Raw genomic sequence first — 19239 nt, 5'->3', positions numbered from 1 at the left:
GTACTGCAGGGGGGACCCTGTGGGAGAGTAGGACACCGCCGAACAATCATTGTGGGAAAGCCCCGCACCATTCATGGTGCGGGGCTTTCCTGCGTTCCGGGACCTGCCGGCCGTCGGCGAGGCTTTTCTTTGTGGGTGCTTTTACAGGCGGCCTGTTGCCTTCAGTGCGAGGTAGGCATCGGCGAGGGCCGGGGCCAGGTCGTCGGGGGAGGCGTCAACGACGGTGACATTGTGGCGGATGAGCTTTTCTGCTGTGCGGCGGCGTTGCTGCTGAGCCTGTGTGCCGGCGGCGGCTTCGTAGATCGCGTCCGCTGTGCCACGACCAGTCGTCATCTGCTCGATGCGAGGGTCTGCCACTGAGGCCACCAGAACGGTGTGGCGCTGGGTGAGCTGCGGGAGTACAGGGAGGAAGCCCTCCTCGACCGGTGCGGCGTCCAAGCTGGTGAGCAGCACGATCAGGGAGCGTCGGGGGGCGTTGGCCAGCGCCATTGCGCTGAGGCCTCGGGCGTCGGTTTCCACCAGCGTGGACTCCAGAGGAGCCAGGGCACTGACGAGCGCAGGCAGGACGTCCCCTGCGGTGCGGCCCTGGACCTGGGCGCGAATGCGGCGGTCGTAAGCCAGCAGGTCCACCCGGTCTCCCGCTCGCGAGGCGAGAGCGGCGAGGAGAAGAGCTGCGTCCATCGAAGCGTCCAGGCGTGGTACGTCGCCGACACGGCCGGCCGATGTGCGGCCGGTGTCGAGAACGAGAAGGATGTGGCGGTCGCGTTCCGGGCGCCACGTGCGCACGGCGACGGCGTTCTGCCGGGCGGTGGCGCGCCAGTCGATCGAGCGGGTGTCGTCACCGGGCACGTAGTCGCGAAGGCTGTCGAATTCAGTCCCTTCTCCGCGTGTCAGGACGCTGGTGCGGCCATCGAGTTCGCGGAGGCGGGCCAGCTTGGAGGGAAGGTGCTTCCGGCTGGCGAAGGGGGGTAGAACGCGGACCGTCCAAGGGACTCGGTGGGTGCCTTGGCGGGCTGCTAGGCCAAGGGGGCCGAACGAGCGGACGGTGATCCGTTCTGCTTGGCGGTCGCCGCGGCGGGTGGGCCGGAGAGTGGTGGTGAGGCGACGGTGCTCGCCGGCAGGGACCGCCAGTTTGTGACGTGACGCCGCCTGCTCGGTGCCTGTGGGCCAGCTGCTGGGCGGCCAGGCATCGCGGAGCTGGCCGCGCAGGGGGCGGCCCGAGGGGTTGGTGACGGTCAGGTGGATCTGAGCGCTGTCACTCAGTCGAACTGACGTATCACCACTTCGGGTGAAACGAAGCTTTCGTACTGGCGCGGCCAGGGCGTAGTCGCACAGAATTGCGAGCGTGAGGGGAGCGTTCACGGCGAGGACCCCGGACCAGTTCGGCGCGAGGACGCCGATGGGGATCGAGCCGAGGGCCGCGAGGAGTGCGGTTCGTCCGGTGAGGGCCACAGTCATCGCCTCAGCGGGGAACGGGGACGTGGGCAAGGATCGCGGTGATGACGGAGTCTGCGGTGACTCCTTCCATCTCGGCCTCGGGCCGGAGCTGAATGCGGTGACGCAAGGTCGGGAGAGCCAGGGCTTTCACATCATCGGGGATGACGTAGTCCCGGCCGGTGAGCCAGGCCCAGGCCCGAGCGGTGGAGAGCAGGGCGGTGGCGCCTCGCGGGGAGACGCCGAGAGTGAGCGAGGGGGATTCGCGGGTGGCTCGACAGATATCCACGACATAGCCGGTGATCTCCGTGGAGACAGAGGTCTTGGCCACGGCGGCGCGGGCCGCCTCCAGGTCGGCGGGGCCGGCGGCCGGACGTAGGCCCGCGGCTTGCAGGTCACGGGGGTTGAAGCCCTCTGCGTGGCGGGTGAGGACGCCGATCTCGTCCTCGCGGGACGGGAGCGGAACCGTGAGTTTGAGGAGAAAGCGGTCCAGCTGGGCCTCGGGGAGGGGGTAAGTGCCCTCGTATTCCACGGGGTTCTGGGTCGCGGCTACCAGGAAGGGGTCGGGCAGGGGGCGGGGTGTGCCGTCGACCGTGACTTGCCGCTCCTCCATTGCCTCCAGGAGAGACGCCTGGGTCTTGGGAGGGGTGCGGTTGATCTCGTCCGCGAGCAGGAGGTTGGTGAAGACAGGGCCGGGCTGGAAGGAGAACTCGGCGGTGCGGGCGTCGTAGACCAGGGAGCCCGTGACGTCGCTGGGCATGAGGTCGGGGGTGAACTGGATGCGTTTCGTGTCCAGTTCGAGGGAGGCCGCGAGCGCGCGGACGAGCAGCGTCTTGGCTACTCCGGGGACTCCTTCGAGCAGGACATGGCCTCGGCAGAGGAGGGCTACGACGAGTCCGGTGACAGCGGGATCCTGGCCGACCACGGCCTTTGCGATCTCGGTGCGCAGGGCTTCGAGCGAGGCTCGGGCGCTGTCCGGGTTCTCTGCGGGCTGGGCGCTCATGAAGCGCGTACCTCTCTTTCGAGGGCGTCGAGTTCGTCTGCCAGGCGGATGAGGCCGGCGTCGTCGGGGGGTGCGGTGCCGAAGAGGAGGGCAGGGAGGTCCCGGCCGGTCGTCGGCAGGTGGGCGGAGACGGCTGGGACCAGGACATCGGAGGCGTGGGCCCGGGACAGGGGCACGCCGAGGAGAGGGGCCAGCCGGGTGCGGGTGGCCGAGCGCAGGGCCGAGGCCGCGCGGTCGCGGGCGTTGGTTCTGCGGTAGAGACGGGCGCGGCCCTCGGTGGTTTCGGAGGCCCGGACGGCTACGGGGAGCTGTTCGGTGACGAGAGGGCCGAGTCGGCGGGCCCGCCAGACGGCGGCGAGCACGGCGGCGAGAGCGAGTTGGAGTGTTCCCCAGAGCCAGCCCGGAGGGATCAGGTCGTAGAAGCTGCTCCTGCCGCCGTCGGTGGCCGAGGCGTCGCCGAGCGAGGGGAGGTACCAGACGAGATGAGGCCGGGAACCGAGGAGTTGAAGGGCGAGCGAGGCGTTGCCCTGCTTGTCGAGACGGTCGTTGTAGAGGATGTCCGGCGCGCCCAGCAGGACGGTGTCGCCGTCTGCTGGGGCAGGGACGCGGAGAACAGTGGGGAGGCCGTCGCTGAGGTAGCAGGCGTCGCTGCCGGGGGCCTCGGTGGTGTAGGTGTAGCGGATTCCGCCGGTGTCGGCGTCGCCGGCGCGGAGCGCGGCGGGCAGCGAGCACTGGGGGGAGCGTGCCGACACCGCGGTGCGGGCCGCGGTGCCTACGCCCGGTGCGAGGGTGGAGACGGAGGGGCTGCCCGGGGTGAGGAGGACGGTGCGGGCGCCGGAGTCCTTTACCGCGGTGTGGAGTTGTCTCTGCTGGTGGGGTGTCAGGAGATCGGGGGTCGTCACCAGGAGAGTGGTCTCGGGTGCTGCCGCGCTCGTGGCTTTGTCGAGGGTGGTGACCACGCGGGTGGTGACACCGCGGGCTGCAAGGAGTTCGGCGACGGCGCGGCTGCCTTTGGGGTCCGCGGAGCGGGGGTCGAGACTGCCGTGCTGGTCACCGGAGCGTGCGGCGGCGATGGCGATCCCGGCGACGAGGACGACGACCGCCCCCAGGAGGAGACCGCGGGTGCGCGTCCAGAGCTGGCGGGTGGTGAGGGCGGTCGATGTGGAGAGTGGGGGAGCTCCGGTCATTCGGCAGCCCCCTGGACCGTGGCGTCGAGCAGTGGCTTCGTGCGCCGGAGGTCGGAGTCGAGTTCGCTCAGGCGCTGGTACGCCTGCTCGTCGACGGTGCGGCCGCCGTATGTGACGTCGTCGAACTCGCGGGCGGCGGCGCGCAGCCGGCCGGCGTGGCCGGGGAGGGAACGTCCGGCTTCCGCCGCTGCCTCGTCCGCGGTACGGCCGGGGCGCGGGTCGAGGAGGGCCCGCTCCTCCAGGGAGCGCACGACGGCTCGCATGCGCTCCTGGACGGCCTGGTTCCAGCGGTGCGCGGCGGCGTGTGCCTCTGCGGCGGTGCGGTGCTCCACCGCGCTGCGCGGGCCTTCGTCGAACAGCGTGCCTCCGGAGGAAGGTGTGCGCTGCGGGGTACCGAGGCGCAGCCACAGGACGACGCCGAGGAACACGACGACCACGACGACGACCACGAGCCCGACCGTGCCCCCGGGCGTGGCTCCGGAAGCGGCGGTGAACAGGTCGTTGACCCATTCCCAGAAACGGTCGATGGCGCGCTCGAGGAGGTTCGGGTCGTTCTCGTGGTACATCGGCCTGGACAGTTCACGCTCCGCGGCCTCGCGGGCCGGGACGCGTGGAGTGTCCACCGGTACGTCGTCGCTTGCGCGAGCCCGGAGACGACCCGCTGCCCTGCCCCCCGCCGTGGACACCGCATCAGCCCCCGGGCGTGGTGTCGGTGGGCTGCTGGGGGCCGTAGCCGGGGACGCCTGCGGCGCGGGCGAGTTCGAGGTCGAGAGCCTCACGCCGGATGCGCTGGTCCACGTAGAGCAGGACACTCACGCCGGCGGAGATCGGGTAGGTGATCGAGGCGGCGATCACTGCGCCGATGCCGGTGATGATCAGGAAGGGCCAGCCGAACTCGGGCGCCTGCCCGGTGAGCAGTCCGCCCAGACCGTCGTCCGCTGCGTAGGCGATGAGACCGAACGGTACGGCGATGATCATCGACACGATGAAGGTCAGCAGACCTGTGAGCAGGAGGATGCCGAAGATGCGCCACCAGGCGCCACTGACCAGCTTGGCGGATCGCGACAGGGACTTCATGATGCTCTGCCGCTCCAGCATCAGCGCCGGGGAGGCGAGGCTGAAGCGGATCATCAGCCACAGAGTGACGACGAAAGCCGCGAGACCGCCCAGCAACGACAGCACGATGCCCGCTTCGGACCCCAGCAGGACTCCTGGCACGATGCCGACCGCCATGATTCCGACGGCCATGGCGGTGAGCAGCAGGGTCAGCCCGAGCAGCTGTGGCAGCCGGGGCTTGGCCTCGCGCCAGGCGTCGGAGAGCGTTACGGGGCGGCCGAGTACGGAGCGGCTGACCACCATGGTGAGCAGTGCCGTGGTGAAGAGCGTGGCGATGAGGGTGATCACGAACGAGGGGAACGCGCCGACCAAGGTGGCTTGCATCGCGTCGAGGGACTGGCTCAGGGCCTCGGACGGCGTGGCGTCCGGGTCGACCTGGGCCGGCTCGGGGAGCAGGTAGCGCTGGATCAGGACGTCGCAGATCTGCGTGATCACGGCGACGGTGACCGTGATGCCGAGGACGGTGCGCCAGTGGGCGCGCAGGGTCGACACCGCTCCGTCGAGGATCTCGCCGACCCCGAGCGGGCGCAGTGGGATCACTCCCGGCTTGGCGGCGGGGGGCGGGCCTCCCCAGCCGCCTCCCTGGGGCCTGCCATCCCAGTTCGACGCGGGCTGCTGCGGAGGGCTCGGAGGCCCGCCGGGGGCACCGGGCGCGGACCACTGGCCGGCCGGCGGCTGCGCCTTGGACCACTTCGACGCGGCGTCGCTCTGATCGGCCGGCTCGGCGGGCCGGGGAACGCCTGGCTGCTGGTCGTCGGAGGGGGCAGATCCGGGCGAGGCCCAGCCCGGAGAGTCGTTCATTGTCGCTCCTTCACGGTGCCCGTCCGCGGTCGCGGCGGCAGGTTGACAGCCATCGTGTCATGGGGACCGGCCGGCGGGCCGGGCCCCGTATCTCCTTTGCACCTTCAATTGTCGGTGCCTCACCGGCAGACTGGGCAGATGGCTGATCAGGACGCGCAATTCCCAGCGGGCGCCAAGCCGCCCGCACTCCCTTCGCTGCGCTGGGAGGAGCCGCCCGAGGGGCCCGTGCTGGTGCTGCTCGACCAGACGCGGCTGCCCGTCGAGGAGGTCGAGCTGGTCTGTACGGATGTGCCTGCCCTGGTGCAGGCCATCCAGACGCTCGCCGTCCGCGGGGCGCCACTGCTGGGCCTCGCCGGTGCCTACGGCGTGGCCCTGGCCGCCGTGCGGGGGTACGACGTGGACGAGGCCGTGGCGCTGCTGCAGCGGGCGCGGCCCACGGCGGTGAACCTCGGGTACGGGGTGCGGCTCGCGGCGGAGGCATACCGGGCGGCCGTCGGGAGGGGGGCGGGCACCGAGGAGGCGGCGGCGTCCGCGCTGGCCGCGGCGCGGGAACTGCACCGGGCCGACGCCGAGGCCAGCGTGCGGATGGCGGAGCACGGGCTGGCTCTGCTGGACGAGCTGCTGCCAGGAGGCGGGCACCGGATCCTGACCCACTGCAACACCGGGGCGCTGGTCTCGGGCGGTGAGGGCACGGCGTTCGCGGTGGCGCTGGCGGCGCACCGGGCGGGCAGGCTGCGACGGCTGTGGGTCGACGAGACCCGCCCGCTGCTGCAGGGAGCCAGGCTCACGACGTACGAGGCGGCCCGCAACGGGATGGCGTACACGCTGCTCACGGACAGCGCGGCGGGATCGCTGTTCGCAGCCGGTGAGGTGGACGCCGTACTGATCGGGGCGGACCGGATCGCCGCCGACGGTTCGGTGGCGAACAAGGTGGGGAGCTATCCGCTCGCGGTGCTGGCCAAGTACCACCACGTACCGTTCATTGTCGTCGCACCTGTGACGACCGTCGATCTCGGCACCCGGGACGGTGCGTCCATCGAGGTGGAGCAGCGGTCGGGGCAGGAGGTGACAGAGTTCACCGTGCCGCCGATTCCGGTGGCCGGTTCCGATGCCGGGACGGGGGCCGGAATGCCCGTGGCGCCGTTGGGAACACAGGCGTACAACCCGGCCTTCGACGTAACGCCGCCGGAGCTGGTGACCGCGATCGTCACGGAGCAGGGTGCGATTTCCCCGGTCACGGGGGCCGGACTGGCGGAGCTGTGTGCCAGGTCACGCCAGGTAACGATTAGCTAATGGGATGATGTCGTTTATGAAGGGACGCGTCCTTGTCGTCGACGACGACACCGCACTGGCCGAGATGCTCGGCATTGTGCTGCGTGGTGAAGGATTTGAACCGTCGTTCGTAGCGGATGGCGACAAGGCACTTGCCGCATTCAGGGAGGCCAAACCCGACCTGGTGCTGCTGGATCTCATGCTGCCCGGACGGGACGGCATCGAAGTCTGCCGGCTGATCCGGGCCGAGTCCGGGGTGCCGATCGTGATGCTCACCGCCAAGAGCGACACCGTGGATGTGGTCGTTGGGCTGGAGTCCGGTGCTGACGACTACATCGTCAAGCCGTTCAAGCCCAAGGAGCTCGTCGCCCGTATCAGGGCGCGACTGAGGAGGTCGGAGGAGCCGGCGCCGGAACAGCTGGCGATCGGGGACCTGGTCATTGACGTGGCCGGTCATTCCGTGAAGCGGGAGGGGCAGTCCATCGCCCTGACCCCGCTCGAGTTCGACCTGCTGGTCGCGCTCGCCCGCAAGCCGTGGCAGGTGTTCACCCGCGAGGTGCTGCTGGAGCAGGTGTGGGGATATCGCCATGCCGCGGACACCCGGCTGGTCAATGTCCATGTTCAGCGGCTGCGCTCGAAGGTCGAGAAGGACCCCGAGCGGCCGGAGATCGTCGTGACCGTCCGCGGGGTCGGCTACAAGGCCGGACCGAGCTGACATGATCCGAGGCAGCGCTGCTCCGATGCCCGGGGAGCCGGGAGTCCGTACGGGGCGGGCTGCCGGTCCCCGGCGGGGGATGTCCAGGTCCAGGGGGGGCCGTTTTCTGCAGAGCGGACCCGCGCTGCGGCTCTTCGCGCGCTGGGTGCGCCGGCCGTTGCTGCCCTCCCTGCGGCTGTGGCGGCGGAACATCCAGCTGCGCGTGGTCGTCGGTTCGCTGCTGATGTCGCTCGGTGTGGTGCTGCTGCTCGGTTTCGTCGTGATGTGGCAGGTGCGCAACGGCCTGCTCGACGCGAAGCAGGAGGCCGCCCAGAGCCAGGCGGCCGGCGGATTCGATGTGGCGGAGGAGAAGGCCCGTACCGTCGCGGGAACGGGTGCGGGGGCCGGCGACAGCTCGGAGATCCGGGCCGCCGCCCGCAACTCCACCAACTGGCGGACCGAGCTGGTCGAGCAGTTGGCCAGTGGCGGCCGGCAGGCCTTCCACGTGGTGGCGCTGAGCGCCGACTCGGACGACGAGAGTTCCATCAACCGGGGGCCCCGCGCCTCGGGCGGCGTGAACCAGAGTGCGAGCGTGCCGCAGAAGCTGCGGGACGCGATCGACGAAGGGACTGGCAAGGCGTACAAGGCCTTTGTCCGGATCACGTACACGGACGCGCAGGATCCCGAGCCGGGCCTGGTGATCGGCAAGCAGCTGAACGACAACAGCGGCCAGCCCTACCAGCTCTACTACCTCTTCCCGCTGACGCAGGAGGAGGAGTCGCTGAGCCTGGTGAAGACCACGCTCGCCACCGCGGGAGTGTTCGTCGTCGTCCTGTTCGGCGGCATCGCGTGGCTGGTCGTGCGGCAGGTCGTCACGCCCGTGCGCATGGCCGCGGGGGTCGCCGAGCGGCTGTCCGCCGGCCGGCTCCAGGAGCGTATGAAGGTCACGGGCGAGGACGACATCGCCCGGCTCGGCGAGGCCTTCAACAAGATGGCGCAGAACTTGCAGGTCAAGATCCAGCAGCTGGAGGAGCTGTCCCGGTTGCAGCGGCGCTTCGTCTCGGACGTCTCGCACGAGCTGCGCACGCCGCTGACGACCGTACGGATGGCCGCCGATGTCATTCACGAGGCGCGGGCTGATTTTGACCCGGTGACGGCGCGCTCCGCGGAGCTGCTCGCCGGGCAGCTGGACCGGTTCGAGTCGCTGCTCGCCGACCTGCTGGAGATCAGCCGGTTCGACGCGGGCGCGGCGGCTCTGGAGGCCGAGCCGATAGACCTGCGTGAGGTCGTACGCCGGGTCATCGAGGGCGCCGAGCCGCTGGCCGAGCGCAAGGGCACCCGGGTACGGGTGACCGGTGACGAACAGCCCGTCATCGCCGAGGCCGATGCCCGGCGGGTGGAGCGCGTACTGCGCAATCTCGTGGTCAACGCCGTCGAACACGGCGAGGGCCGGGACGTCGTGGTCCGGCTGGGCGCCGCGGGCGGGGCGGTCGCCGTGGCGGTCCGCGACTACGGCGTCGGGCTCAAGCCGGGGGAGGCGACGCGGGTCTTCAACCGGTTCTGGCGGGCCGATCCGGCGCGGGCGCGCACCACCGGCGGGACCGGCCTCGGGCTGTCCATCGCCGTCGAGGACGCGCGGCTGCACGGCGGCTGGCTGCAGGCGTGGGGAGAGCCGGGCGGCGGATCGCAGTTCCGGCTGACCCTGCCGCGTACGGCGGACGAGTCGCTGCGCGGTTCGCCGATTCCGCTGGAGCCCGAGGATTCGCGGCGTGGGCGCGAGCGCGCGGAGGCGGACAGCCGGATCGCGGGGAACGGGCCGGGCAGGCCGGACAGCGGCGCGCACCGGCTCTCGACCGTGCCCGCTCAGCCGGGTGCCGAGCGGTCGCCGCTTCCGGCGGCGTCGCGTGCGGCGCCCACGGCGGACCCGACGGCGCTGCCGGGCAGTGGGGCCCGGGTGGTGGCACGCCCGGCGGGCGACGGCGACAGTTCATCGCAGGCGGAGCGGAAGGACATCACCCGTGGGCACTGAGCGAGGACGCGGCGGCCGGCGGCGGGTGCCCCGTACGACGGTGCTGCTGGGGTGCGGCGGGCTGCTGCTGGCCGGCTGTGCGTCCATGCCGGACAGCGGTGACGTGGAGGCCGTGAATGCCTCCCCGCGCGGTGACTCGCAGGTGCGGGTGTACGGGATGGCCCCGAGGGACGGGGCGCAGCCCAACGAGATCGTCGAGGGGTTCCTGGAGGCGATGACGGGCGACGACCCGCAGTTCGCCACGGCCCGCAAGTACCTGACGAAGAAGGCGTCCGAGAAGTGGGACCCGAGCCGGGTCACGGTGCTGGCCAGCGGACCGGTGCCCCAGGACCAGCGGGCCAGTGACCGCGAGGGCGGGGTCTACACGTACGCGCTGACCGGCACGGAGATCGCCGAGGTGAACGGGCAGCGCGCGTACCGGCCGGTCAATCGCGAGTACCGGGAGACGATCCATCTCAGCAGGCAGGGCGGCCCGGACGGCCAGGAGTGGCGCATCGACGGTCTGCCGCAGGGCCTGGTGCTCGGCGAGTCGGACTTCGAGCGCATCTACAGCTCCGTCAACAAGTACTACTTCGCCTCGGGTACGTCGTCCGAGCGGACCGGGGCCGCCCACCCGTGGCTGGTCGCGGACCCGGTCTATGTGCGCAAGCGCATGGACCCGCAGACCCAGATGGACCCGGTGACGCAGACGGTCGAGGCGCTGCTGAGCGGCCCGACCAACTGGCTGAAGCCGGTGGTGAACTCCAGCTTTCCCACGGGTACTGCGCTGAAGCTGAAGGAGGGCACCAAGTCGCTGGTGTTCGACGACCGCAACGCTCTCAAGGTGCCGCTCAACGGGAAGGCGTCCAACGTCGGCCAGAAGCGGTGCAGGGAGATGGCGGCCCAACTGCTTTTCACCGTGCGGGACCTGACGTCGTACCGGGCCGGTCAGGTGGAGCTGCAGCGGTCGGACGGCTCGACGCTGTGCGTGCTCGGCGGTGACCAGGCGCAGGACTTCGCTCCCGAGCGTGCTTCGGGGAGCCCCGACTACCAGTACTTCCTCGACACCAAGCACCGTCTCGTACGGATGGTGGCGAACACCGAGAACACCGACGCCGACGATGAGGCCGATCCCGTACCGGGCCCCTTCGGCAACGGCGAGCGGCAGCTCGGCGCGGTCGCGGTGGCGCGCGACGAACGGCGTGCGGCGGGGGTCTCGCAGGACGCGCGTTCGCTGTATGTGGCGTCCGTCGTCTCGGACGGCGAGCCGCGGGAGCCGGTGCTGACCAGCAGCGCCAGGGAGAAGACGGACCGCCTCTCGGCACCGAGCTGGGACGGGCGGGGCGACCTGTGGGTGGCCGACCGGGACCCCCGCCAGCCGCGGCTTCTGCGGCTGCCGGGCGGCGAGGGCGAGCCGGAGGAGGTCAAGGTCGTCGACGGCCTCGACGGGGCTCGTGTCGAAGCTCTGAAGGTGTCGGCGGACGGCGTACGGATCGCGCTGCTGGTCTCCCAGGACGGCCGGACGACCTTGAAGCTCGGCCGGGTCGAGCGGCACGGGCCCGCTGACGAGCCGGAAGTGTCCGTCGCCGACCTGCGGCCCATCGCCCCGCAGATGGAGGAGGTGACGGCCGTTTCCTGGGCCGGCCGCAGCCGTCTGGTGGTGGTCGGCCGCGAGTCCGGCGGGGTGCAGCAACTGCGGTATCTGCAGACGGACGGTTCGACGTCGGACGCCCAGTCGGTGCCGGGTGCGAACCGGGTGACGGCGGTCGCCTCGGCGGACGACGACCGGCTGCCGCTGCTGGCGCACTCGCTGGAGGACGGCATTGTGCGGTTGCCGCCCGGCGCCAACTGGAAGACCGTGGTGAGCAAGGGATCGTCCCCGGTCTACCCGGGTTAGCCGGAGCCGGGCCCGTTTCCGCACCGGGCGCGGGTGCGGAAGCGGACGCGGGTTCCTGGCCTCCGGCCCTTCCGGGGTTTCCGGGGCTTCCAGGTTTTCCACAGGGGTGGCTGCCGCGGGCGCGGACCGGCAGTGTGGGTGCCATGCACGGGTGGTGGCGGGAGATCTCCGGCCTGGTGCTGCCGGTCGCCTGCGGCGGCTGCGGCAGGCCGCGGACGCTGCTGTGCGCGGAGTGCGGGCAGGCGCTGTACGGCGCGGGTGCGCGCCGGGTGCGCCCGCGTCCCGAGCCGCCGGGACTGCCGGCGGTCCATGCCGCCGCTCCCTACGAGGACGCGGTACGGGCCGTGCTGCTCGGGCACAAGGAGCGGGGCGCGCTGGGGCTGGCCGGGCCGCTGGGCGTCGCACTGGCGGGCGCGGTACGGGGTGCGGCGGCCGGTTCACCGGCCGGGGCGGCGGAGCCGCTGCTGCTCGTACCCGTGCCGTCCGCGCCCGGGGCGGTCAGGGCGCGCGGGCACGATCCGGCACGCCGGATCGCGCTGGCGGCCGCGGGTGAGCTGCGGCGCGCCGGGGTGCCGGCCCGGGTGCTCGCGGTACTCAGGCAGCGGCGTGCGGTGTACGACCAGACGGGCCTGAGCGCCCGGGAGCGCGGCGCGAACCTGGCGGGGGCCCTGGAAGTGGCCGCCGGGGGCAGCCGGCTGCTGGGGGGCGGCCGGGTCGTACTGGTGGACGATCTCATGACAACGGGGGCTTCGCTCGCGGAGGCCGCCCGTGCACTGAGTGCCGCCCGAGAACGGCTGATTTCCGCATCCGGCCAGCTGAACGCGGCTGTGGTCGCGGCGCCGGCCCTCTCCTTCGGAATGAACCGGAACTGAGGGGGAAGTCGGATCGTTGCAGGTGGTGACGGAAGAAAAGCACTTGATCGGAGGTACGCACCGGTAGCGGGTGCCGACATACGTCCGAGCGAGCTATGTTCGGTGGTGAGGAAAGCAGAGCCTGCACCTCACTGGTTTATGTGGACGGCTGCGCTTCGGGTTTTCTCTTCAGCCCGAAGTCGATGGGGATGGAGACCTTGTCGACTGGGGAGGAGGAGGTGAAAGTCACCAAGTCCGAGGTTCCGGTGAGCATCCGGAACCTGGTGCGAAAGGGAGACGCCCCGCCACTGAAGCGGGGCTATCCGGGAACGGAGTTCTGCGTGGACATCGTCGTCAAGGGCCGCAAGACCGAGGTGCCCGAGAGGTTCCGCAAGCACGTGGCCGAGAAGCTGAAGCTGGACAAGATCCAGAAGCTCGACGGCAAGGTGATCAGCCTGGACGTCGAGGTGTCCAAGGAGCCCAACCCGCGGCAGGCCGACCGTTCCGACCGGGTGGAGATCACGCTTCACTCGCGTGGTCCGGTGATCCGGGCCGAGGCATCGGCCGCTGACCCGTACGCGGCGCTGGACCTCGCCACGGGGAAGCTGGAGGCACGGCTGCGCAAGCAGCACGACAAGCGCCACACGCGCCGTGGCAACGGCAGGCTGTCGGCCGCCGAGGTCGGCACGGTGGTGCCGGACGCCGCAGCCCTCAACGGCAACGGGACGCTCGTCACCGAGGAGGCGGCGCCCGCCATCCCCACCACCAGGATCGGCCCGCTCGAAGTGCAGGGCGAAGGGCCGCTGGTGGTCCGCGAGAAGACCCACGTCGCGGCACCGATGACGCTCGACCAGGCGCTCTACGAGATGGAGCTGGTCGGGCACGACTTCTACCTCTTCGTNGCCGAAGCCGAAGTGGGCGGCGCCGGCGGTGCGCTCGGCGGGTGATCCACCGGGCACGCTGAACCAGCGCGGGCAGCGTGCCGTACCCATCTGTGGTGGTGCCCCTGGAACGCCTGTGCGCCCCCGGGGGCACCACTGTGCGGCCGAAGGACCACCGCTGCGTCGTCCGGGCATGAAATCATGACGTCGCAAGCCAATCGGTGCTCTGCACACTGTGGTTGGGGCAGCTCATGAATTTCGGGCCACGGCCTTCAGGGGGAGGAACGATGGCGGACAGCTTCGGTCCGGTGCACGGCGGGTCCGGCATGGAGGATGCCGACGGATCCGACGGTCTCGATACGGACGCCGGGGGATCGCGCAAGGAACCCATCAGGGTGCTGGTCGTGGACGACCACGCCCTGTTCCGCCGGGGGCTGGAGATCGTCCTGGCGCAGGAGGAGGACATCCAGGTCGTCGGCGAGGCCGGTGACGGGGCGGAGGCCGTGGACAAGGCCGCCGACCTGTTGCCCGACATCGTGTTGATGGACGTACGGATGCCCAAGCGCGGTGGCATCGAGGCCTGTACCTCGATCAAGGAAGTGGCTCCCAGCGCGAAGATCATCATGCTGACGATCAGCGACGAGGAGGCGGACCTCTACGACGCGATCAAGGCGGGTGCGACGGGGTATCTCCTCAAGGAGATCTCCACGGACGAGGTGGCCACCGCGATCCGTGCGGTGGCCGACGGCCAGTCCCAGATCAGCCCGTCGATGGCGTCCAAACTCCTCACAGAGTTCAAGTCGATGATCCAGCGCACCGACGAGCGACGGCTCGTCCCGGCGCCGCGGCTGACCGACCGGGAGCTCGAGGTTCTCAAGCTGGTCGCGACCGGCATGAACAACCGCGACATCGCCAAGGAGTTGTTCATCTCCGAGAACACCGTGAAGAACCATGTCCGGAACATCCTGGAGAAGCTGCAGCTGCACTCCAGGATGGAGGCGGTCGTCTACGCGATGCGGGAGAAGATCCTCGAGATCAGATGAGGCGGGCCAGTTCGGCGGTCAGCGCGGCGCGCAGGTCCGGTGTGCCGACGCGCTCCAGCCGTACGTCCGTGCAGCCGACCCACTCCGCCGCCTCGACCAGGGCCCGGGCCATGGGCGCCGCCGCCTTCCGGCTCTCCAGGGAGACCTGGCGCGCCACCAGGGTCCTGCCCTCGCGCGCCGGGTCGACCCTGCCCAGCAGCCGGCCGCCCGCGAGCAGGGGCATCGCGAAGTACCCGTGAATCCGTTTCGGCTTGGGGACGTACGCCTCCAGGCGGTGCGTGAAGCCGAAGATCCGTTCGGTGCGGGGGCGGTCCCAGACGAGCGAGTCGAAGGGCGACAGCAGGGTCGTGCGGTGGCGGCCGAGCGGGGCGCTCGCCAGGGCCTCGGGGTCCGCCCAGGCGGGCTTGGCCCAGCCCTCGACCTCGACCGGAACCAGCCCCGACTCGGCGATCACGGCCTCGACCTGCTCGCCCTTGAGGCGGTGGTAGTCCGCGATGTCGGCGCGCGTACCGACGCCGAGCGACTGCCCGGCCAGCCGCACGAGGCGGCGAAGGCACTCGGTGTCATCGAGGTCGTCGTGGCGGACGGCGCCCGGGACGGCGCGCTCGGCGAGGTCGTAGACCCGCTTCCAGCCGCGCCGCTCGGTGCACACCACCTCGCCGTACATCAGCGCACGCTCGACGGCCACCTTCGACGCCGACCAGTCCCACCACTCCCCGCCGTTCTTCGCGCCGCCCAACTCGGTCGCGGTGAGCGGGCCTTCGGCGTGCAGCTGCTTGATCACCGCGTCGTACGCGCCGTCCGGCAGGTCGTGGTGCCACTGCGGGCGGTCGCGGTAGGCGCGGCGGCGGAAGGCGAAGTGCGGCCATTCCTCGATGGGCAGGATGCAGGCGGCGTGCGACCAGTACTCGAAGGCATGGCCGCCGGTCCAGTAGGCGTCCTCCACGGCCGCCCGGCCCACGGCGCCGAGGCGGGCGTACGCGATCAGTTCGTGGGAGCGGGCCAGCACGGAGATCGTGTCGAGCTGCACCGCGCCCAGGTGCCGCAGCACGCCGCGGACCCCGCCCCGCCGGTCCGGCGCGCCCAGGAATCCCTGGGCGCGCAGGGCGATCCTGCGGGCTTCGTCGGCGGACAGGGAGGCTGTGGGAGGCAGCAGACTGGTCATGGCCGCACTTTAGGGGCCGCCACTGACAACAGGGCCCGGACCGTGGGGAAATCAGGTCCTGGCGGGCAGGTACGGACGGCCCGTGGGAAGTCCGATGTCGGAGGGGAGCAGCGCGCCGACCCAGCCGTCGCGGCGTACGCCCTTGTTCGCGATGCCGGAGCGCTGGATGCCCTCGATGACGAAACCTGCCTTCTCGGCCACCGCGCGCGACGCGTCGTTGCCGACCTCGGCGCGCCACTCCAGGCGTTCCACGTCGGCCGTGGTGAAGGCCCAGTGGGCGAGGGCCCGCACCGCCTCCGTGGCGTAGCCGCGGCCGCGGTGAGGCTCCGCCACCCAGTACCCGGCTTCCGCGGTGCCCTCACCCCGCGTGACCGACGACAGCGCCGCCACCAGTTCCCCGCCGTCCCGGGTGAGCACCGCGAAGGTGTACGCCGTGCCGTAGCGCCAGCCGTCGGGCACGATCCGGCCGGTGAAGCCCTCCGCGTGCTCCCGTTCGTACGGTGAGGGAATCGACGTCCAGCGCTGGATGCCGGGATCCTGGCAGGCATGGAAGACGGCCTCGGTGTCGGCGGGCTCGAAAGGGCGCAGCAGCAGGCGCTCGGTAGTGACAGTGGTGGGCTCCATCGGCCGATTCTCGGCGCGGCGGACGGGGCGCGCCAGACCTTTTCGGGACGGCCCGGCACCTTCCGGGCCCCCTGTCCGTTCTCTTTGCGGGTGACAGCGGGCCTTCCTGCGGGCGGACCTCCCGGCGTGGCGGGGTCCTCGCTTACGATGGCCGTTGCGGTGGGGACCACCTGCCGTGCCCGCGCCAGAGTCCACATACGACCCAGTGCACAGGCCCGACCGGCAAGGAGACCAGCCTCAGTGTCCGTCTTCAACAAGCTCATGCGTGCAGGCGAAGGCAAGATCCTGCGCAAACTGCACCGCATCGCGGACCAGGTCAACTCCATCGAAGAGGACTTCGTCCACCTCTCCGACGCCGAGTTGCGGGCGCTCACCGATGAGTACAAGCAGCGGTACGCCGACGGCGAGAGCCTGGACGACCTGCTCCCCGAGGCGTTCGCGACCGTTCGCGAGGCGGCGAAGCGCGTTCTCGGCCAGCGCCATTACGACGTCCAGATGATGGGTGGCGCCGCCCTGCACCTCGGTTATGTCGCCGAGATGAAGACCGGTGAGGGCAAGACCCTCGTCGGCACGCTCCCCGCGTATCTGAACGCGCTGTCCGGCAAGGGCGTCCACCTGATCACGGTGAACGACTACCTGGCCGAGCGCGACTCCGAGATGATGGGCCGGGTGCACAAATTCCTCGGCCTCGAGGTCGGCTGCATTCTCGCCAACATGTCGCCCGCGCAGCGCCGTGAGATGTACGCCTGCGACATCACGTACGGCACGAACAATGAATTCGGCTTCGATTATCTGCGCGACAACATGGCGTGGTCGAAGGAAGAGCTCGTCCAGCGCGGTCACAATTTCGCGATCGTCGACGAGGTCGACTCGATCCTGGTCGACGAGGCCCGTACGCCACTGATCATCTCGGGCCCGGCCGACCAGGCCACCAAGTGGTACGGCGACTTCGCCAAGCTCGTCGTCCGCCTGAAGAAGGGCGAGCCGGGCAACCCGCTCAAGGGCATCGAGGAGACCGGCGACTACGAGGTCGACGAGAAGAAGCGCACGGTCGCCATCCACGAGTCCGGTGTCGCCAAGGTCGAGGACTGGCTGGGCATCGACAACCTGTACGAGTCGGTCAACACGCCGCTCGTCGGGTACCTGAACAACGCCATCAAGGCCAAGGAACTGTTCAAGAAGGACAAGGACTACGTCGTCATCGACGGCGAAGTCATGATCGTCGACGAGCACACCGGCCGTATCCTCGCCGGCCGCCGCTACAACGAGGGCATGCACCAGGCGATCGAGGCGAAGGAAGGGGTGGACATCAAGGACGAGAACCAGACCCTCGCCACGATCACCCTGCAGAACTTCTTCCGCCTCTACGACAAGCTCTCCGGCATGACCGGTACGGCCATGACCGAGGCCGCCGAGTTCCACCAGATCTACAAGCTGGGCGTCGTGCCGATCCCGACGAACCGGCCGATGGTCCGTGCCGACCAGTCCGACCTGATCTACCGCACCGAGGTCGCGAAGTTCGCCGCGGTCGTCGACGACATCGTGGAGAAGCACGAGAAGGGGCAGCCGATCCTGGTCGGCACCACTTCCGTGGAGAAGTCGGAGTACCTCTCGCAGCAGCTCTCCAAGCGCGGCGTCCAGCACGAGGTCCTCAACGCCAAGCAGCACGACCGTGAGGCGTCGATCGTCGCCCAGGCCGGCCGCAAGGGTGCCGTCACCGTCGCCACGAACATGGCGGGACGCGGTACGGACATCAAGCTCGGCGGCAACCCGGACGACCTCGCCGAGGCGGAGCTGCGCCAGCGCGGCCTCGACCCGGAGGAGCACATCGAGGAGTGGGCCGCGGCCCTGCCCACCGCGCTGGAGAAGGCCGAGCTGGCCGTCAAGGCCGAGTTCGAAGAGGTCAAGGCGCTCGGCGGCCTCTACGTGCTGGGCACCGAGCGGCACGAGTCGCGCCGTATCGACAACCAGCTGCGCGGCCGCTCCGGCCGTCAGGGCGACCCGGGCGAGTCGCGGTTCTACCTGTCCCTGGGTGACGACCTGATGCGCCTGTTCAAGGCCGCGATGGTCGAGCGCGTGATGTCGATGGCCAACGTGCCGGACGACGTGCCGATCGAGAACAAGATGGTGACGCGGGCCATCGCGTCCGCCCAGTCACAGGTCGAGCAGCAGAACTTCGAGGCCCGCAAGAACGTCCTGAAGTACGACGAGGTGCTCAACCGGCAGCGCGAGGTCATCTACGGCGAGCGGCGCCGGGTGCTCGAGGGCGAGGATCTGCAGGACCAGATCCGCCACTTCATGGACGACACCATCGACGCGTACATCCAGGCGGAGACCGTCGAGGGCTTCGCCGAGGAGTGGGACCTCGACCGGCTGTGGGGCGCGTTCAAGCAGCTCTACCCGGTGAAGGTCACCGTCGAGGAGCTGGAGGACGCGGCGGGCGACCGGGCGGGCATCACCGCCGAGTTCATCGCCGAGTCCATCAAGGACGACATCTACGAGCAGTACGCCGAGCGTGAGGCGCAGCTCGGTTCCGAGGTCATGCGGGAGCTGGAGCGGCGCGTGGTGCTGTCCGTCCTGGACCGCAAGTGGCGCGAGCACCTCTACGAGATGGACTATCTCCAGGAGGGCATCGGCCTGCGCGCGATGGCCCAGAAGGACCCGCTGGTCGAGTACCAGCGCGAGGGCTTCGACATGTTCAACGCGATGATGGACGGCATCAAGGAGGAGTCCGTCGGCTACCTGTTCAACCTGGAGGTCCAGGTCGAGCAGCAGGTCGAGGAGGTCCCGGTGCAGACCGTGCCCGACCAGGCGGGGGCCCGGAAGCCGTCGCTCGGCAAGGAGGACGCGGTGCCCGCCGGCGCCGGCCGTCCGGAGATCCGGGCGAAGGGGCTCGACGCCCCGCAGCGGCCCGACCGGCTGCACTTCTCCGCTCCCACGGTGGACGGTGAGGGCGGTGTCGTCGAGGGCGACTTCGACAACGAGGACGAGCCCGCCCGGTCCGAGTCGGACGGCATGACGCGTGCCGAGCGGCGCAAGGCGCAGAAGGGCGGCGGGCGCCGCCGCAAGAAGTAGGCGCGGGCAGGCGGACGGGCGTACAGCCCGTACGGCCTTGTGCGGCATGACGGCCGGGGCCGGACACCGATGCGGTGTCCGGCCCCGGCCGCGTCCCGGCCGCGTCCCGGCCGCGTCCCGGCCGCGTCCCGGCCGCGTCCCGGCCGCGTCCCGGCCGCGTCCCGGCCGCGTCCCGGCCGCGTCCCGGC

The 19239-nt window shown here is 70.5% G+C and carries 15 protein-coding genes; 8 read left to right on the top strand and 7 right to left on the bottom strand.

The annotated features are described in order from the left end of the window. Positions 1-141: 141 nt before the first annotated feature. Genes ABD374_RS28650 through ABD374_RS28630 form a run of 5 tightly spaced genes read right to left on the bottom strand, consistent with a single transcriptional unit; the run spans position 142 to position 5541 of the window. Complete coding sequence (locus ABD374_RS28650) at positions 142-1452, bottom strand: DUF58 domain-containing protein (RefSeq protein ID WP_344498988.1); 1311 nt, start codon at positions 1450-1452, stop codon at positions 142-144. A 10-nt stretch (positions 1453-1462) separates the two neighbouring features. Beyond that, positions 1463-2437: an AAA family ATPase gene (locus ABD374_RS28645; protein WP_344498986.1), complete on the bottom strand. Its 975-nt coding sequence runs from the start codon at positions 2435-2437 to the stop codon at positions 1463-1465. After that, positions 2434-3624: a DUF4350 domain-containing protein gene (locus ABD374_RS28640; RefSeq protein ID WP_344498984.1), complete on the bottom strand. Its 1191-nt coding sequence runs from the start codon at positions 3622-3624 to the stop codon at positions 2434-2436. Before ABD374_RS28640 ends, ABD374_RS28645 begins: the two co-directional genes overlap by 4 nt. Further along, positions 3621-4310 carry a DUF4129 domain-containing protein gene (locus tag ABD374_RS28635; protein ID WP_344498982.1) on the bottom strand — a complete coding sequence of 230 codons (690 nt, stop codon included), beginning with the start codon at positions 4308-4310 and terminating at the stop codon, positions 3621-3623. Before ABD374_RS28635 ends, ABD374_RS28640 begins: the two co-directional genes overlap by 4 nt. A 4-nt stretch (positions 4311-4314) precedes the next feature. Then, positions 4315-5541 (bottom strand): DUF7847 domain-containing protein, encoded by a 1227-nt coding sequence (locus tag ABD374_RS28630; protein ID WP_344498980.1) that lies wholly within the window; start codon positions 5539-5541, stop codon positions 4315-4317. 138 nt (positions 5542-5679) lie between these two features. On the opposite strand from ABD374_RS28630, the gene mtnA reads away from it, so the two are divergent. The 7 genes from mtnA to ABD374_RS28595 all read left to right on the top strand — a co-directional run bounded on the left by mtnA (position 5680) and on the right by ABD374_RS28595 (position 14187). Then, entirely contained in the window at positions 5680-6834 is a 1155-nt protein-coding gene (gene mtnA, locus ABD374_RS28625; RefSeq protein WP_344498978.1) for an S-methyl-5-thioribose-1-phosphate isomerase, read from the top strand. Between the two features lie 4 nt (positions 6835-6838). Further along, positions 6839-7528, top strand: coding sequence for a two-component system response regulator MtrA (mtrA, locus tag ABD374_RS28620; RefSeq protein ID WP_187281934.1), 690 nt, complete (start codon positions 6839-6841; stop codon positions 7526-7528). 1 nt (position 7529) lies between these two features. Further along, entirely contained in the window at positions 7530-9536 is a 2007-nt protein-coding gene (gene mtrB, locus ABD374_RS28615) for an MtrAB system histidine kinase MtrB (protein WP_344498976.1), read from the top strand. Next, a complete protein-coding gene (locus ABD374_RS28610; RefSeq protein ID WP_344498974.1) occupies positions 9526-11412 on the top strand; it encodes an LpqB family beta-propeller domain-containing protein in 1887 nt (628 codons plus the stop codon). The genes mtrB and ABD374_RS28610 overlap by 11 nt, the downstream gene beginning before the upstream one ends. A 143-nt stretch (positions 11413-11555) precedes the next feature. Next, positions 11556-12284: a ComF family protein gene (locus ABD374_RS28605; RefSeq protein WP_344498972.1), complete on the top strand. Its 729-nt coding sequence runs from the start codon at positions 11556-11558 to the stop codon at positions 12282-12284. A gap of 320 nt (positions 12285-12604) precedes the next feature. Further along, positions 12605-13210, top strand: a complete 606-nt coding sequence (gene hpf / locus ABD374_RS28600; RefSeq protein ID WP_425577381.1) for a ribosome hibernation-promoting factor, HPF/YfiA family — start codon at positions 12605-12607, stop codon at positions 13208-13210. A 221-nt stretch (positions 13211-13431) separates the two neighbouring features. Beyond that, a complete protein-coding gene (locus tag ABD374_RS28595) occupies positions 13432-14187 on the top strand; it encodes a response regulator (RefSeq protein ID WP_344498970.1) in 756 nt (251 codons plus the stop codon). On the opposite strand, the gene ABD374_RS28590 is transcribed toward ABD374_RS28595, so the two are convergent. After that, positions 14180-15352, bottom strand: coding sequence for a winged helix-turn-helix domain-containing protein (locus ABD374_RS28590; protein ID WP_344498968.1), 1173 nt, complete (start codon positions 15350-15352; stop codon positions 14180-14182). The two genes, ABD374_RS28595 and ABD374_RS28590, sit on opposite strands and share 8 nt — an antisense overlap. 51 nt (positions 15353-15403) lie before the next feature. After that, entirely contained in the window at positions 15404-15976 is a 573-nt protein-coding gene (locus ABD374_RS28585) for a GNAT family N-acetyltransferase (protein ID WP_344498966.1), read from the bottom strand. 240 nt (positions 15977-16216) lie between these two features. Here ABD374_RS28585 and secA point away from each other — a divergent pair, with 240 nt between their 5' ends. After that, positions 16217-19051 carry a preprotein translocase subunit SecA gene (secA, locus tag ABD374_RS28580; protein ID WP_344498964.1) on the top strand — a complete coding sequence of 945 codons (2835 nt, stop codon included), beginning with the start codon at positions 16217-16219 and terminating at the stop codon, positions 19049-19051. The last annotated feature ends 188 nt before the right edge of the window (positions 19052-19239 follow it).

It is taken from the genome of Streptomyces enissocaesilis, assembly GCF_039533765.1.
GTDB classification, from domain to species: Bacteria; Actinomycetota; Actinomycetes; order Streptomycetales; family Streptomycetaceae; genus Streptomyces; species Streptomyces enissocaesilis.
This window is presented reverse-complemented; position numbering and strand designations above follow the sequence as displayed.

Bases quoted from the DNA above. Each gene is read 5' to 3' on its own strand.
- ABD374_RS28645 (WP_344498986.1), bottom strand. From the start codon at position 2,437: ATGAGCGCCCAGCCCGCAGAGAACCCGGACAGCGCCCGAGCCTCGCTC.
- ABD374_RS28640 (WP_344498984.1), bottom strand. From the start codon at position 3,624: ATGACCGGAGCTCCCCCACTCTCCACATCGACCGCCCTCACCACCCGC.
- ABD374_RS28630 (WP_344498980.1), bottom strand. From the start codon at position 5,541: ATGAACGACTCTCCGGGCTGGGCCTCGCCCGGATCTGCCCCCTCCGAC.
- mtnA (WP_344498978.1), top strand. From the start codon at position 5,680: ATGGCTGATCAGGACGCGCAATTCCCAGCGGGCGCCAAGCCGCCCGCA.
- mtrA (WP_187281934.1), top strand. From the start codon at position 6,839: ATGATGTCGTTTATGAAGGGACGCGTCCTTGTCGTCGACGACGACACC.
- mtrB (WP_344498976.1), top strand. From the start codon at position 7,530: ATGATCCGAGGCAGCGCTGCTCCGATGCCCGGGGAGCCGGGAGTCCGT.
- ABD374_RS28605 (WP_344498972.1), top strand. From the start codon at position 11,556: ATGCACGGGTGGTGGCGGGAGATCTCCGGCCTGGTGCTGCCGGTCGCC.
- ABD374_RS28595 (WP_344498970.1), top strand. From the start codon at position 13,432: ATGGCGGACAGCTTCGGTCCGGTGCACGGCGGGTCCGGCATGGAGGAT.
- ABD374_RS28590 (WP_344498968.1), bottom strand. From the start codon at position 15,352: ATGACCAGTCTGCTGCCTCCCACAGCCTCCCTGTCCGCCGACGAAGCC.
- ABD374_RS28585 (WP_344498966.1), bottom strand. From the start codon at position 15,976: ATGGAGCCCACCACTGTCACTACCGAGCGCCTGCTGCTGCGCCCTTTC.